At 62.6% G+C, this 14029-nt stretch carries 13 protein-coding genes and 1 pseudogene; 8 read left to right on the top strand and 6 right to left on the bottom strand.

Annotation, left to right across the window (positions count from 1 at the left end):
* Positions 1-27 precede the first annotated feature (27 nt).
* Positions 28-1212, top strand: coding sequence for a site-2 protease family protein (locus ACLQI9_RS08305; RefSeq protein ID WP_442378195.1), 1185 nt, complete (start codon positions 28-30; stop codon positions 1210-1212).
* Complete coding sequence (locus ACLQI9_RS08300; RefSeq protein ID WP_442378194.1) at positions 1209-2018, top strand: universal stress protein; 810 nt, start codon at positions 1209-1211, stop codon at positions 2016-2018. The genes ACLQI9_RS08305 and ACLQI9_RS08300 overlap by 4 nt, the downstream gene beginning before the upstream one ends.
* 38 nt (positions 2019-2056) lie before the next feature.
* Here the strand turns inward: ACLQI9_RS08300 and ACLQI9_RS08295 are convergent, their stop codons facing one another.
* The 4 genes from ACLQI9_RS08295 to ACLQI9_RS08280 all read right to left on the bottom strand — a co-directional run bounded on the left by ACLQI9_RS08295 (position 2057) and on the right by ACLQI9_RS08280 (position 5428).
* Positions 2057-2722 carry a hypothetical protein gene (locus tag ACLQI9_RS08295; protein ID WP_442391455.1) on the bottom strand — a complete coding sequence of 222 codons (666 nt, stop codon included), beginning with the start codon at positions 2720-2722 and terminating at the stop codon, positions 2057-2059.
* A 126-nt stretch (positions 2723-2848) separates the two neighbouring features.
* The gene (locus tag ACLQI9_RS08290; RefSeq protein WP_442378192.1) at positions 2849-3280 is read right to left on the bottom strand and encodes a hypothetical protein; all 432 of its coding nucleotides are present in this window, start codon (positions 3278-3280) and stop codon (positions 2849-2851) included.
* Positions 3281-3511: 231 nt separating this feature from the next.
* On the bottom strand, positions 3512-4399 hold the full coding sequence (locus ACLQI9_RS08285) for a universal stress protein (protein WP_442378191.1): 888 nt from the start codon (positions 4397-4399) through the stop codon (positions 3512-3514).
* Between the two features lie 45 nt (positions 4400-4444).
* Entirely contained in the window at positions 4445-5428 is a 984-nt protein-coding gene (locus ACLQI9_RS08280; RefSeq protein WP_442378190.1) for an Acg family FMN-binding oxidoreductase, read from the bottom strand.
* A gap of 509 nt (positions 5429-5937) precedes the next feature.
* Between ACLQI9_RS08280 and ACLQI9_RS08275 the strand changes: the two genes are divergently transcribed.
* Entirely contained in the window at positions 5938-6447 is a 510-nt protein-coding gene (locus ACLQI9_RS08275) for a hypothetical protein (RefSeq protein WP_442378189.1), read from the top strand.
* 11 nt (positions 6448-6458) lie between these two features.
* Positions 6459-8857 (top strand): annotated as a pseudogene (locus ACLQI9_RS08270) (HAD-IC family P-type ATPase).
* Positions 8858-9042: 185 nt separating this feature from the next.
* Here ACLQI9_RS08270 and ACLQI9_RS08265 read toward each other — a convergent pair.
* Positions 9043-9477 carry a hypothetical protein gene (locus tag ACLQI9_RS08265; protein WP_442378188.1) on the bottom strand — a complete coding sequence of 145 codons (435 nt, stop codon included), beginning with the start codon at positions 9475-9477 and terminating at the stop codon, positions 9043-9045.
* A gap of 466 nt (positions 9478-9943) precedes the next feature.
* Here ACLQI9_RS08265 and ACLQI9_RS08260 point away from each other — a divergent pair, with 466 nt between their 5' ends.
* The 4 genes from ACLQI9_RS08260 to ACLQI9_RS08245 all read left to right on the top strand — a co-directional run bounded on the left by ACLQI9_RS08260 (position 9944) and on the right by ACLQI9_RS08245 (position 13018).
* A complete protein-coding gene (locus ACLQI9_RS08260; protein WP_442378187.1) occupies positions 9944-10537 on the top strand; it encodes a TetR/AcrR family transcriptional regulator in 594 nt (197 codons plus the stop codon).
* Between the two features lie 110 nt (positions 10538-10647).
* Positions 10648-11628 carry an Acg family FMN-binding oxidoreductase gene (locus ACLQI9_RS08255; protein WP_442378186.1) on the top strand — a complete coding sequence of 327 codons (981 nt, stop codon included), beginning with the start codon at positions 10648-10650 and terminating at the stop codon, positions 11626-11628.
* A gap of 11 nt (positions 11629-11639) precedes the next feature.
* Positions 11640-12470: a universal stress protein gene (locus ACLQI9_RS08250; RefSeq protein WP_442378185.1), complete on the top strand. Its 831-nt coding sequence runs from the start codon at positions 11640-11642 to the stop codon at positions 12468-12470.
* A gap of 26 nt (positions 12471-12496) precedes the next feature.
* The gene (locus ACLQI9_RS08245) at positions 12497-13018 is read left to right on the top strand and encodes a GNAT family N-acetyltransferase (RefSeq protein WP_442378184.1); all 522 of its coding nucleotides are present in this window, start codon (positions 12497-12499) and stop codon (positions 13016-13018) included.
* A gap of 12 nt (positions 13019-13030) precedes the next feature.
* On the opposite strand, the gene ACLQI9_RS08240 is transcribed toward ACLQI9_RS08245, so the two are convergent.
* Entirely contained in the window at positions 13031-14023 is a 993-nt protein-coding gene (locus ACLQI9_RS08240; protein ID WP_442378183.1) for an Acg family FMN-binding oxidoreductase, read from the bottom strand.
* Positions 14024-14029: the final 6 nt, after the last annotated feature.

The following is a 14029-nucleotide window of genomic DNA, read 5'->3' as shown; positions in this document are numbered from 1 at the left end:
TCTCACCGTAGTTTTGGAGGTTTAAGCATGGGCGGCATCCCGTTAGGGCGCATCGCGGGGTTTCCGGTAAACGCCAATTGGAGCGTACTGGTCATCCTCTGGCTGTTTACCTGGAGCCTGGCCTCAACTCTGCCCACCACCGCCGCAGGTTACTCACCAGGCGCCTATTGGGTGGCCGGTGCGTGCGGCGCCACGGTATTGTTGGCATCGTTGCTCGCACATGAGCTTGCGCATGCAATCGTGGCTCGCCGCGCCGGTGTCAAGGTTCTTGGTGTAACGCTGTGGATTTTCGGCGGCGTCACCCGTCTGGGCGGTCAAGCGAAGACACCGCAGACGGCATTCCGGATCGCGGTGGCGGGCCCCGCTACGAGCCTGCTGCTGGCAGCGTCATTTGCCGGCGCCGGAGCCGGATTGCGAACCCTGGGAGTCGGGCACATCACCATCGGTGTCGTGTGGTGGCTGGCTGGAATCAACGCACTGCTAGGCGTTTTCAATCTGCTGCCCGGTGCTCCGTTGGATGGTGGTCAAGTGCTGCGCGCGTGGCTCTGGCGCCGCTACGGTGACCCTACGCGCGCTGCCGTAGGCGCAGCGCGGGCCGGGCGCACGCTCGCTTTCGTCCTGATCGCATTCGGGCTGCTCGAGTTTCTGGCCGGAGCCATGGTCGCCGGAGTCTGGTTGGCGTTCATCGGCTGGTTCATCTTCACCGCCGCGCATACGGATGAGGCGTTGGCCTTGACTCGGAATGCGCTTACGGGTGTACGAGTCGGGGAGGCAATGACTCCCCACCCGCATACGGCGCCGGCCTGGATCACCGCCCAGGACTTCATTGAGCGTTATCTGCTCGGCGACCGGCATTCGGCCTACCCGGTGGAGGATCACAACGGGTCGATCTCGGGGCTGATAACCCTGACCCAGTTGCGCCAAGTGGAACCGAGCAATCGTTCCAACACCCTTATCGGTGAAATCGCCATGCCGTTGAGCCGGGTCCCCACCGCCACCTCGGACGAGCCGGTCACCGCGCTGCTGGAACGGCTGGCCTCCGGTGAAAGCAGCCGCGCTCTCGTCATCGACGGGGGGCGTGTCGTAGGTATCGTCACCCCAAGCGATCTCACGCGTTTGGTCGACGTGTACCGGCTCGCAAAACCCGAGATCACCGCCGCAGACGGGTACCGAGGCCGTTACGAAGGTGGCGAGGTAAGGAGGATACTGTGAGCGACAGGCGAATTCGACCGGCCGTCATCGTCGGTATAGATGGTTCGCAGGCGGCGATCCATGCTGCTGAGTGGGCCGCAGATGAGGCCGTCGGTCGTGGGGTCTCGTTACTTATGCTTGGGGTCATCAAGGCCACTCATCCCTCCGCCGAGGACTACCACCGAGACGTCGCACACGCCGAGACATCGCTTCAGGCCGCACGAGTCGCGGTCGAGGCGATGGGAAGACCGGTGAAAGTCGAAACCGGGATCCTCCGCGGGCAACCGGGTGCCATTCTGATTTCCGAGTCCGACGATGCTGAAATGATCTGCGTCGGATCTGTCGGGATCGGTCGCTATTCCCGGGCGTTGTTGGGTTCGACCGCAACCGAAGTCGCAGAGAAGGCGCTGTGTCCGGTCGCGGTAATCCGCTCCCAGCCAGATCGGCCCGGACCGGACATCAACTGGATCGTGGTGGCGGTGAGCGACGCGCCTGGACGCGATATCATCGTCGATCAGGCGATGAGAGAAGCACAGCTGCGCAAGCTGCCGGTGCTGGCTATCGCAACTATGCAAGCTGACGCGGCCGAGGCGCCGTCTCACGAACTCGACAATCGCTTGTGGCCGTGGAGACGTTGGTATCCGGACGTCCACATCTACCCCGTGACAACGGGCGACACCGTCACGCGTTTCCTGAAGACCATCGATGACCTAGTCCCGATGGCTGTTGTCGGCGCCGCCGACGCCGGAGAACTTGCGCGGATCGTTGGGCCGCAGGACCATCCCGTCTTCCGGCATGCCCAATCCTCGGTGCTCATCGTCCGCTAGTGAAGGGTCACCAGCGGTGACTCGACCGGCAACGAGTGTCAAATGTTGGTCAACATCTGATCGATGATGTCCTGAGCGGTCCGCATGTGCTTATTCGCCTGAGTCATCAGCGACAGGAATTCGCCGTCATAGTTTCCGGGTGAGCCGGCCACAGCTGCCAGGCACAAATGCGCAGCGAAACCGAAGTCCATGATCGCCGAACTCAACTCGGCAGTCAGCTTCGGATTGGGGCTAGGCAGACGGCTCTGCATCTTGATCTCCGCAGCATCATGCACATGCTGGCATGCCGCCGCCAAAGCGCCTGGCCTGAAACGACTGAACGCTTGATCCACGTCATCCGATGCGTTCCGCATATCAGTGAAGTCTTTCTCCGCCCCAGCCCACCATTGTTGCAGCGCTGTAACGCTGGACGTCGCCGGACCCGCCGAACCGATCTGTCGCGGGTGGTTCATAACAGCCATGCCGGCTGCTGCCCCAGCGAATAGAACAACGGCGATAGCGATGCCAATGATCCATTTCGCCCGGCGTCTAGATCCGGTTTTGGACGGCTCAGGATTAGGTGCGATCGGGACGCCGAACTGCCCAGGCGATTCCCGGCCGGGCGGACCCGGATGCCCATAGCTATAGTTTGCCATCGTTCTTTCTCTTCCTGGGTTGGGCCCCAAACCTGTTCTGAGTTCTTGCCTTTCGACGCTATGCAGCACGACCGTAGGGAACCTGTGTCGTTAGTCCTCAGATCGAGGCCTTTGGTCATGACCTGCCATGTCCGCGGCGACTACCCCCAGGCAGGGGTCGCCGCCGTGTCCTCAGCCGCACGTCTGAGGTGTTAGTCAGGCGGCCCGGGGCAGGTCCGGAGTTGAGCTCGCCGGTTGTGACGCCGGGCGGGTCCGCGGAGGCATCCAGCCGACGTAGGCCAGATACAGCCCGATCAGCACCTCGACAGCGGCGCCGGCGCGCCACCAACCCATTGCGTCAACAGCGGAGTTGGCCATCGAAAAGTAAGTGTGGGAGCCCGCCACCAGAAACAGCCCCTTGACTGCGACAAGCCAACCCACAACCGAGACGATGGTCGCCGCGACGCCCCGCCAGTACGGATGAAGGGCAATCACCACGAGACCAAACAGCAGGATGAACGCCCCAGTCACCCACGACCACAACGGGTCCGCTTCGAATCCGGACAGCATCGCCCGCATATCAGTTGGCCGCAAAGCGGCCGACGCGGCGATGATGGCCAAGTACGGGCCGATCACGCGAGCGAACATGCGTGTCCTGTTCTGGGATTGATGTGAAGACCTCATTGCAACTACCTCCGTTTAAGGCCGCCATCCGGCGAGATGACAACCGGTGTTGTTGTATTCGAGATGTGTTGGTCCCGTATGAATATCCGATCATCTCGGCGCCGACATGCGACAGAGGCCGAAGTCCCGGCAGCGCTGGGCCGTTCGTCACAATGTCAGCGGGATGTGTCCGCTGCCGGATCGAAAGCTATTGCTCTACCGTGTGCGTACGACGATTACCGGAACGCTCGCCGACTGTGCGACCGTAGCGCCGACCGCGCCGAGTCGCATGCCGCCGAACCCGCCGCGGCCGTGGCTGCCGAGAACCACCAGTTGCGCGTTTTGGGATTCCTCGATCAGCCAGCGCGCCGGCGTATCACAGACCAACCGTCGACTGACGCGCACATCGGGGTACCGTTCCTGCCAGCCGGCCAAGCGTTCGGCCAACAGTTCCTCACCCTGGCCCTGATATGTCCGCCAATCCATGCCGAGGATCGGGAAAACCCCGACGTCGCTCCACGCGTGCAGCGCGATCAGCGCCACTCCCCGCCGCGAAGCTTCGTCGAATGCCCAGGCGGTGGCGGCTTCGGAGCCGGGCGAACCGTCTACACCCACCAGAACGGGCGCTTCCGGGTCGACCGGAAGGGACGCCTGGTCGGCGTGGATGACCGCTACCGGGCAGTGCGCATGCTCAACCACGCCCCTACTGACCGAACCCATTACAAGACGCCCGAGTGCGCCCCTGCCGTGACTTCCGACGACGATCATCCGCGCCTGGTTGGAGGCATCGACCAGCGCATCCACCGGATGCGAATAGAGCACCTCTGTTCGAACGTCTGGCAGCCGCGGCTGATCCACGGCGGCGCTGAGACCTTTGCGCGCTTGGTCGATGACGTGTCGCGCGTTGTCGTCTTGCCATTCCGCGACGGTTGACTGGTCGGCGCTGACCGGCCAGCTGACGATCACCGGTTGTACGACATGCATCAGCGCGACGGGTTCATGACACAGGGATGCTTCACGCGCCGCCCAGGATACGGCCGCATCCGATTCCGCCGAACCGTCGACGCCGACCAGTATTCCGTATTTTGTTGAGGTTTCTGACATCTCGCCTCTCTTGATCGCGACCGATTGCGCGTGACTGCCGAGCAATCAGCGATGAAATTCCAGGACGTCAGACAACGGTCGGCGAGGCGTCGGTGGCGGAACGTCCTCGCCGTCCGGCGCGGTACCGACCCGTATCAAGACTTGCGGCATCGCCTTGGTCACCATCAGATCTCGGATGATGTCCCGGCTGGCTTCCAATTCGGTGATGTGCGTGAGGGGGCACGTCGCCAGTCCGGCCATGGTGCATTCCAGCAGCACCTTCGATAACACCTGGCCGGCGTGGAGTGCGTCTGCGCGGGTGTCCTCAGGTGTGGACAGCACCAGTATCTTTGCTTGGTCCTTCGAGGTGGCGGAGCGCCGATCGCTAAAACCACTGGACGGGAATTTTCGGTCTACCGCAACTCGATCGGCTTCTGGCCAGGACACCAATTGGCTGGGTGGGATTCCTTCGGACTGTCTGAAAGGACTTGTCCACCATTGCAACTCACGGTGATAAAAGTCGTCGTAGCGGCGGAGGGATTCGGTGAGCCGCGACGCTTCATGTAGTTGCGGGCGTGCGTTGTCGGCCAACACCTCGATGGAGACCAAATCGGACCCGAATGCGATGCGCAGCGTCGTCTCGAATGACTGCCAATCCCCTGGTGGCCCAAACGGCAATCGGTCGCTGCGGCGTCGCGATATCGCATCGGCACGGTCGCGCCAGGCCTGAGTCACGTAATCGAGCGACGTGAAACAAATCGACGCGAGGTGCTCGAGCCTATTCGGGTTGGGGAACTCATCGATCTGGGTGTTCCATCCGGCGGCGGCCATCGCGGTTTGGAAGTGATCGAGCACGGCGCCGCAGCTGATGATTGCCTCGCGGCCAGAACTGTCGGTTGATCGCACGACACGATGAGGATCGGTGAACACCTCGACGTCGGCGGGTGTAGCCACCCATCGCCAGGGTTGGCTGTTGTGCAGCGATGGCGCACGGCATGCCAACTCCACTGCCCGCGCGATCACATCGGTAGCCACTGCCGTTGTCGACACAGGTTCACCAGCCCTTTCCTCTCTCAAGCTTTACGGGGCGGGGCACTGGAAGCCAGGGTCATTGGTCCCTTGAGGACGCGGCGTATTACCCGGCTGTGGAGGTCTTCGGACCGCTTCGCGAAGAACGCGCCGGCTAACAGAATGTGCTCATGGGGCACGCCATGGCCACCAACCAACAGGCAGTCGAGCCATACAGCGTGGTACACGAGACTCACACCGGGCTCGTCGTGCTCGTCGGAGATTTGGCATACAAGGTCAAAAAAACCGATTCGCACCGACTTCCTGGATTTCAGCACTCAGCAACGGCGTGAACGGGCTCTTCAGCGCGAACTGGAGCTCAACCGGCGGCTGGCGTCCGCCAGCTATTCGGGCGTCGCTCACCTGAGCGCTGAGTGGGCCGGCACTAGTGAGCCGGTGCTCGTCATGAAGCGCCACCCGGACTCGTCCCGGCTGGCCACGATGTGCGCCGCGGCCAACCAGTCACCGACCCACTAGAGAAAATCGCCGAGATGCTGGCGAGGTTCCACGAAAGCGCCGAGCGGGGCCGGCCCGTCGAAGCGCAAAGCACCGCCGCTGCGGTCCAAGCCCGCTGGGATGCGAATATCGCGGAGCTGCAGCGATTTGTCAGCACGGTCATCGACCGGCAACGTTTCGAGGCCGTCGAACGGTTGGCAGGTCGATTCATCGCCGGCAGGGCGCTGCTGTTCGCTGGACGCGTCCACGTCGGGCGGATCGTCGACGGACACGGCGATTTGCTTGCCGATGATATCTTCTGCCTTCCCAACGGTCCGGAAATTTTGGACTGCCTGGAGTTTGACGACAACCTTCGGTACGTCGACACAATCGACGACGCCGCCTTTCTGGCTATGGATTTGGAGTTCCTGGGCCGCAAAGATCTCGGCGAGTTCTTTCTTGCTCAGTACAGCCAGCTAGCCGCCGACCCGGCTCCGCTGCCAACCTCGGCCGCGCGGGGACTCGACCACGCTGACAACCGCATTCCGCGATATCTTTTTCCGTAGGCTTGCGCTCCATGACCTCGTCGCTGGCCGCTGGGCTAACGGCCGCCGAAGTGGCCCAGCGGGTTGCCGACGGCAGGACCAACGATGTGCCGAGCCGGGCGACCCGCAGCGTGGCCGACATCGTCCGGGCCAACCTATTCACTCGGATCAACGCGATCCTCGCTGTGCTGTTCGCGATCGTGCTAACGACCGGTTCATTGATCAACGGGCTGTTCGGGCTGTTGATCATCGTCAATAGCGTCGTCGGCATGGTGCAGGAACTGCGAGCCAAACAGACGCTGGACAAGCTGTCCATCCTCGGGGAAGCCAAGCCGCTGGTGCGCCGGGCCGCCGGAACACGTGAACTGTCGCCCAACGAAGTCGTGCTCGACGACGTCATCCAACTGGGCCCCGGGGATCAGGTGGTGGTCGATGGGGTGGTGATCGAGGAATCCGGTCTGGAGGTCGACGAGTCGCTGCTCACCGGCGAGGCCGACCCTGTCCTGAAGCGCATCGATGACGCGGTGATGTCCGGCAGCTTCATGTCGCCGGGACTGGTGCATACCGGGCCACGAAAGTGGGACGCGAAGCCTACGCAGCCAGGCTGATTGCGGAGGCCAACAAGTTCACCCTGGTGCGCTCGGAGCTGCGCGCCGGAATCAACAAGATTCTCCAGTTCATCACCTATCTGCTGATTCCCGCCGGGCTGCTGATCATCTATACGCAGCTGTTCACCACCCATGTCGGCTGGCAACAGTCGGTGCTGCGCACGGTGGGCGCGCTGGTCCCGATGGTCCCCGAGGGACTGGTGCTGATGACGTCGATCGCGTTCGCGGTGGCCGTCGTTCGCCTGGGCCGCCGGCAGTGCCTGGTGCAGGAGCTGCCCGCCATCGAGGGACTCGCGCGGGTCAACGTGGTCTGCGCCGACAAGACCGGCACGCTGACCGAGAACCGGATGCAGGTCGCCGACCTGCAGCGGCTCGATTCCGCGGCTGGCATGGACACGATCATCGATGTACTGGCGTCGATGGCTGCCGACGACGCCCGCCCCAACGCCAGCATCCAGGCCATCGCGGAGGCCTACCGCAACCCGCCGGGCTGGACCGTCACCGCGACGGCCCCGTTCAAGTCGGCCACGAAGTGGAGTGGGGTGTCCTACAGCGAGCACGGCAACTGGGTCCTTGGCGCCCCGGACGTGCTGCTGGACTCTTCGTCAGTGGTCGCTCGGCAGGCCGAGGCGGCCGGTTCGCGGGGGATGCGTGTGCTACTGCTAGGGTTCACCGACCTGCGGGCCGATCATCCCGATGCCCCCGGCCGCGTCGTTCCGGCTGCTCTGATCATGCTGGAGCAAAGAGTTCGCCCAGACGCCCGCGATACCTTAGAATACTTTGCTGCACAGAATGTTTCGGTCAAGGTGATCTCGGGCGACAACGCTGTCTCGGTGGGTGCCGTGGCATCGAAGCTTGGCCTCGACGGTGAGACGCTCGACGCCCGGAAGTTGCCCACCGACCCGGACGAGCTGGCCGAAACGTTAGAGAAGTACACCACTTTCGGACGGGTCCGCCCGGACCAAAAACGTGCGATGGTGCGCGCCTTGCAATCCCGCGGCAACACCGTCGCCATGACAGGTGACGGTGTCAACGACGTGCTGGCCCTGAAGGACGCCGACATCGGTGTTGCGATGGGGGCGGGGAGTTCGGCGTCACGGGCTGTCGCCCAGATCGTGCTGCTAGACAACAAGTTCGCCACGCTGCCCGATGTCGTAGGCGAAGGACGCCGAGTGATCGGCAACATCGAACGGGTATCCAACCTGTTCTTGACCAAGACCGTGTACTCGGTGCTGCTGGCATTGCTGATCGGCATCACCTGCCTAGCCGCCAAAGGGTTGGGCATCAAATCGTTGATGTTCCCGTTCCAGCCGATCCAGGTGACCATCGCGGCCTGGTTCACCATCGGGATCCCCGGGTTCATCCTGTCGCTAGCGCCCAACAACGAACGCGCGCAATCTGGTTTCGTCCGCAGGGTCTTAAGGACAGCGGTGCCCAATGGCGCGATCGCCGGCATCGCGACCTTCGCGAGCTATTTGCTGTCCTTCCGAGGAGCTACGGCCACCCCGGTCCAGCAGATGCAGGCGTCAACCTCCGCCTTAATCACCCTTTTGGTGGTCGCGGTGTGGGTGCTGGCGGTGGTGGCCCGGCCCTACACCTGGTGGCGGGTGGTGTTGGTCGCCCTGTCCGGCGGCGCGTACGTGGTGATGTTCAGCATTCCGCTCGCGCGCGAGAAGTTTATGCTAGACCCCTCGAACATCGCGTTGACCGCCACCGCGCTGGGGATTGGCGTGTTCGGCGCGGCGATTGTCGAAGTGATCTGGTGGTTGCAGGGCTCCGCTGGCCGAGCACCGCCTCGCTTGTGGCGCCGGCCGGAAGTCTGATTAGGCGATAGATTCCCAGTCACCGTCGCCGTCGATGACCCTCCCGGGACGATTCCCGGCGAGGGCGGCCGAAGTTCGACGAAGCGGACGAATCACCTCACAAGTCGGGATGCTCGGACCAAGTTCAAAGACCCGCATGCGGATGCCTTGAACCAACCATGTCGACCAGATGTCTCGCCCGGCAATCAGGCCGCACGCCGAAGATCTTTGGGTTGTGGACTCGCCTCGTGTGACGCTGGATGGCTTCGCGCGGCCATCCACCCGACGTAAGTCAGATACAGACCGATCAGAACCTCGATAACAGCACCGCCGCGCCACCAGCCCATTGCGTCAACTGCAGAGTTGGCCATCGAAAAGTAGGTGTGGGGGAAGGCCACTAGAAACAGGCCCTTGAGTGCGATAAGCCAGCCTAAAACCGACACGATGGCCGCCGCAGTGCCCCGCCAGTACGGATGAAGGGCGATGACCATGAGACCCAACAGCAGGATAAACGCGCCAGTCACCCAGGACCACAAGGGATTCGCTTCGAATCCTGAGAGCAGCGCGCGCATATCATTGGGCTGCAGAGCAGTCGTGGCAGCGATGATGACCAAATATGGGCCGACTACGCGAGCGAACATGCGCGTCCTGCTCTGGGATTCTTGCGAAGATCTCATTGTATTGCCTCCGTTCAAGGCTGTCATCCGGCGATACGACAACCATGCTGTTATGTTCGAGATGCATTGATCCCGTGGCCATATCCGATCATTTGAGCTCCGACCTGCGATAGGGACCGAAGTCCCGCTTGTCCGGGCCGTTCGCCACCACGTGCTGCAGTGGTGTCCCGACTTCGGTTGGATCGCCCGGATGCTAACCGGTGCGCAGCAGCACGGTAATAAGCGAAACTATGACCAATAGCGCCGAGGCGCTTTCCATCAATCCCCAACCGCACCAGTGTAATTGACGGGTGATTACTTCTCTGATGTCGACCTGGGTAGTTGCTCCATCAGACCTGGCTCGGCTGGCTCGGCTGGCTCGCGAACGAGGGCCAACTCCGGCAAGGTTTCAGTCCGAGATCTTGGTACCGAATGCCAGGGGCGTCGGTCCGTGATCGGACCATCTGAGCTAGGGACCGAAGACCCTAAATCCGAGGGACTGGGGAACCGTAAGGTCACGATCGTCGACATCGCGAAGGTGGCGGGTGTCTCGCGAAGCACGATCTATGAGTACTTCCGCGACAAGGCCGCCATCGTCGAAGCGTGCGCCGAGCATGCTTCCGAGCAGTTCTATCGCCGGATGTCCACGGCGATGGATCGGGGCAGCTCGCTGGAGGACAAGCTCAGCCGTGCAGCGGTATTCGTTGCCCAAGCACGACGAGTCATCGCCTCCGAGAAGTACTTCGACGAAGACGCGATCAGCCTGCTGCTGACCAAAGACGCCGCGGTCTTGCTGCGCGAATGCGTGGACTTCCGTGCGCCCCGCCTCGCTGCGGCCAAGCTCACCGGCGAGGTTCGCAAGGACCTCGACGTTCAGTCGGCCGGAGAATGGTTTGCGCGCATACTGTTCTCGCTGTTCAGCACGCCGTCATCGACCCTGGACATGGACAACCCCGATGTCGTCGAAGACTTTGTGCGTGCACACCTGGTCCGAGGGTTCGCCAACGAGCGGCCACGGGCAAGGCGAGCAGTCGACGCGCGGTGATAGCCTACCGGGGCATGGCCCGATGGCAGCCGGATCGAGGACTAATGGCCCTGCCCTAGGCAGCGCCGCCGGACAACCCTTGACGGCAGGTAACGATCGGAGGTCGAGAAATGCCTGCCACGGTAGTGGGAACCGAAGTCATCGAGGATGCGGTGCGGTCAGCGTGCCGCGCCCCGTCACAGCACAACAGCCAACCTTGGCAATGGGTGCTCAATGGTGATCAACTCCGGTTGTTCCTGGATCCAAGTCGGGTACCGGAGACCGACCATTCCGCGCGAGAAGCGCTGATCGGCTGCGGCGCGGCCCTCGATCATCTTCGAGTAGCGATGGCCGCGGCCGGGTGGCAGTCGCACGTCGATCGGTTTCCCAGTCCCAACAGCCCGAATCACCTGGCGTCGATCAAATTCACCCCGATGGATTTCGTGACTGACCAAGATCGCCGTCGCGCCGGCGCCATCTGGGAACGCCGCACCGATCGGCTGCCGTTCAGCGGACCAACGGACTGGCAATCCTTCGAACCGGTGCTGGACAGCACGGTGGACGGAGCAGCCGTCCATCTGGACATCCTCTCCGACCATTTGCGTCCCCGACTCGTGGAGGCAACTCAGCTCGCCGAGTCACTGCGGTTCTACGACATTTCCTACCACGACGAACTGCACTGGTGGACAGCACCATTCGAGGCATCAGAAGGCATTCCGTACAGCGCCCTGACTTCTGAAGCCGAGGCTGACCGAGTCGGAATAGACCGGACTTTCCCGGTCACCCACCAGCCCGAACGACGCGCCGAAATTCCCGACGACCACGCCAAGATCCTGCTGCTGTCCACCGACGACAACGGTCGCGCCGACGCATTGGCTTCCGGCGAAGCGCTTTCCGCGGTAATGCTGGAATGCACGATGGGCGGCCTCGCCACATGCCCGGTTACGCATCTCACCGAGCTGTACGTCACCCGCGAACTCATCCAGTCGCTCATGGATCACGAGGCCGTACCGCAAGTGCTACTCCGGGTGGGCGTGGTGCCCGTCACTGAAAAAACACCGCCGCCGACACCGCGGCGACCGCTTTCCGAAGTTCTACGCCTGAAAGGTTGAGGGGAACAGCGATGCACGATTCGAACTCGCCAAAGCCCGCTGTCGTCGTCGGCATTGACGGCTCTCAAGCCGCGATCCACGCCGCAGAATGGGCAGTCGATGAAGCTGTCAGTCGAGAGGTCCCGCTGCGGCTGGTCCAGATTGTCCTTGAACAGGTCGAGCCTGCCCCGTTCGCGTCCGTCGGCAATCTGCGGATGGAACTCGAATATGGGGAGGCCGCGCTCAGGATCGCCACCGCGGCGGTGGAAGCCGCCGGGAAACCTGTAAAAGTCGAAACTGTGATTCTGCAAGGCGATCCTGCGGCGACGCTGATCGCCGAATCCCATAATGCCGAGATGATCTGCATCGGTACGGTGGGAATCGGACGCTTTGCGCGTGCATTACTGGGTTCCACTGCCGCCGAAGTCGCCGACGCCGCCCACTGCCCGGTCGCGATCATCCGCACCCAGCATGGCCAGCCCAAGCCCGACAGTGCCTTGATCGTGGTCGCAGTCAACGATTCACCAGACAACGACGACGTTGTCGAGCACGCGATGCAAGAGGCGCAGCTGCGCCACGCGCCGGTTCTTGCCCTCGGAGTGCTGCGAAAAGACACCGGTGACATGGCCAGTGACGAGCTGGACCGACGAGTGGAGTGCTGGCGTCGGCGCCACCCTGACGTCAACATCTACACCGGGGCCACCCGAACCGACATTGCAGACTTCCTTGCCGTTATGGACAGAACGATACAGCTCGCCGTAATCGGCAGCACCGATGCTGACCAACTCGCGCGTCTCATTGGGCCCCATCACCACCCCATCCTCGGGCACGCCGAGTGCTCAGTGCTGATCGTCCGGTCCTAGTACGGACGATGAGCGGAAGCCAAGTAGTGGACGATGTATCTACCTCGACGCTTCGGGATGGCGCCACAGTGTTGTTGCGGCGGCTCGAACCGACAGATATCGACGCGGTCATCGCGCTCCATGACACGCTCAGCGAACGCGAACGCTACCTGAGATTCTTCACGACGCACCCTGCCCATCTGAAAACTTTGGCTGACAAGCTCACTGACGGCAACATTGAAAACTACGCGCTGGGCGCCTTCGAATCCGGAACGTTGATCGGCGTCGCGAGCTACGACTTCTGCGGTAGACCGGCAACCGCGGAGGTCGCTGTCGTCGTGGCCCACAACGATCACTTGCGCGGAGTAGGAACCGTTTTGCTTCGGCGGCTCGCTCACATTGCCCACGCCAACGGAATCCGGCACTTGGTCGCAGACGTCTTGACCACGAATCACTTGATGTTCAAGGTGCTCTACGACGCCAGCCTGCATCCGCAACACAAGAGCTATGACAGTGGTGTCGTGCACCTTGACATTGATTTGGCTGAACTCAAGCCTGAGTCTGACTGAACCATAGCGGCATCAGCTGAAGGCTGATCCATCCAGGTGTTCAACAACATCTTCTAGTGGGCGGCGCGGAGTCGCCGGTAACGGGTCGGCGTTGACCGGAGCCCAGCCGACGCGCAGCAACATCTGTGGGAACCCGCTGATCCCGAAAACCTCGATCTGCACGGCATCGCGCGTCTCGGTGATCTCCAAGGGTTCGGTGACTGGGCAGCTCGCCAAACCGAGCGCGGTTGCGCTCAGCAGCACCAGGCTGGTGGCTTCGCCGGCGCGCAGCCGCGCCAGCGTGCTGTCGTCTTTGGTGCCCAGCGCCAACACGGCGGCGTTGTCGTGGACCGAGTCGGTGGCGGGTGGCTGTGCCAGTGCGGGCCCGGCGAAGAGCCGCGGCGGTACCGGCGCGGCTGGGTCGGACTCCGGTGTATTGCGCGCCGGCACGCCGGCCAGCGATGCGTATCGTCCGCTCCAAGTGGTCAGCTCCGTCAAGTAATCGTGGTCGGTCGCGTGTCGCCAAACCGCGTGCGCCACAATATGTTGCAATCGTGGCAACGATTCGATTTGGCGCAGCATCACCCCGGCGCGCGCTGCGCGAGCACCCATCAGGGCGATGTAGTTGGAAGGCACGTTCCACGAGCTGTAATGGCGCCGGTCGGTGCGACGCCGAGGGATCGCCGCCGCCAGCGTGATGTCAACCTCACTAGCTGGACGACGGTAAACCTCCACAGCGGCAAGGTGTTCGGATTCATGGGAGTTGGGTAGCCGGTGAACCTTCGACTGCCACCCTAGTGCCGCGAGTGCTACCAGGCAGTGATGCAGGGCAATACCGCAGCTCAGAATGAGGTCACGGCCGTCAGGGTCGGTGCTAGGTAGATTTAACCCGCGCTCGGCATATAGGTGCAGACTGTCCGAGCCCACCCGCCACCGCCACGGCTGTGTGTTGTGCACCGACGGCGCACGGGTTGCCAGCGACAAGGCCGTGTAGACAGTCTCGTGATCCGGGAAGTGAGCGCTCATCGGAAC

This window comes from Mycobacterium sp. (genome assembly GCF_052143115.1).
Taxonomy (GTDB): Bacteria; Actinomycetota; Actinomycetes; order Mycobacteriales; family Mycobacteriaceae; genus Mycobacterium.
The sequence above is the reverse complement of the archived record's forward strand: the minus strand, read 5'-3'. Positions and strand labels throughout refer to the sequence as shown.